This window comes from Halomonas sp. SIMBA_159 (assembly GCF_046536035.1).
GTDB classification, from domain to species: domain Bacteria; phylum Pseudomonadota; class Gammaproteobacteria; order Pseudomonadales; family Halomonadaceae; genus Vreelandella; species Vreelandella venusta_A.
This window is the reverse complement of sequence record NZ_JAWJBT010001234.1, coordinates 1-248: the sequence shown is the minus strand read 5'-3', so window position 1 is coordinate 248 and position 248 is coordinate 1. Positions and strand designations below refer to the sequence as shown.

At 47.2% G+C, this 248-nt stretch carries 1 protein-coding gene; it reads left to right on the top strand.

All coding sequences use genetic code 11. From position 1 onward, the window contains the following. The coding region (locus tag R0J87_RS23200) for a hypothetical protein (RefSeq protein ID WP_498889317.1) at positions 1-248 on the top strand (248 nt) is incomplete at both ends.

Sequence of the window (248 nt, the reverse complement as noted above, 5' to 3'; positions counted from 1 at the left end):
GGCTGATATCATCGAAGTGGCAAAACCCCGTGATCTTTCCTCAGGAGGAGTGTCTTCTTCTTCACGGGAATATATTTCTCTATCTTCTAGCAGCAACCCTAACCCTTCTGTCTCGGAAACGCCAGAAACACCTGAGTTTATTCCTCTAGCGGTGGAAAGTGCTGCTGCTAGTCCGAATCCTGAAGCGGAGAAAAAAGAGCGTAGCCGGGGGTATTATGTGGTAATTCCTAGTCGCCAGAAAGATTTAT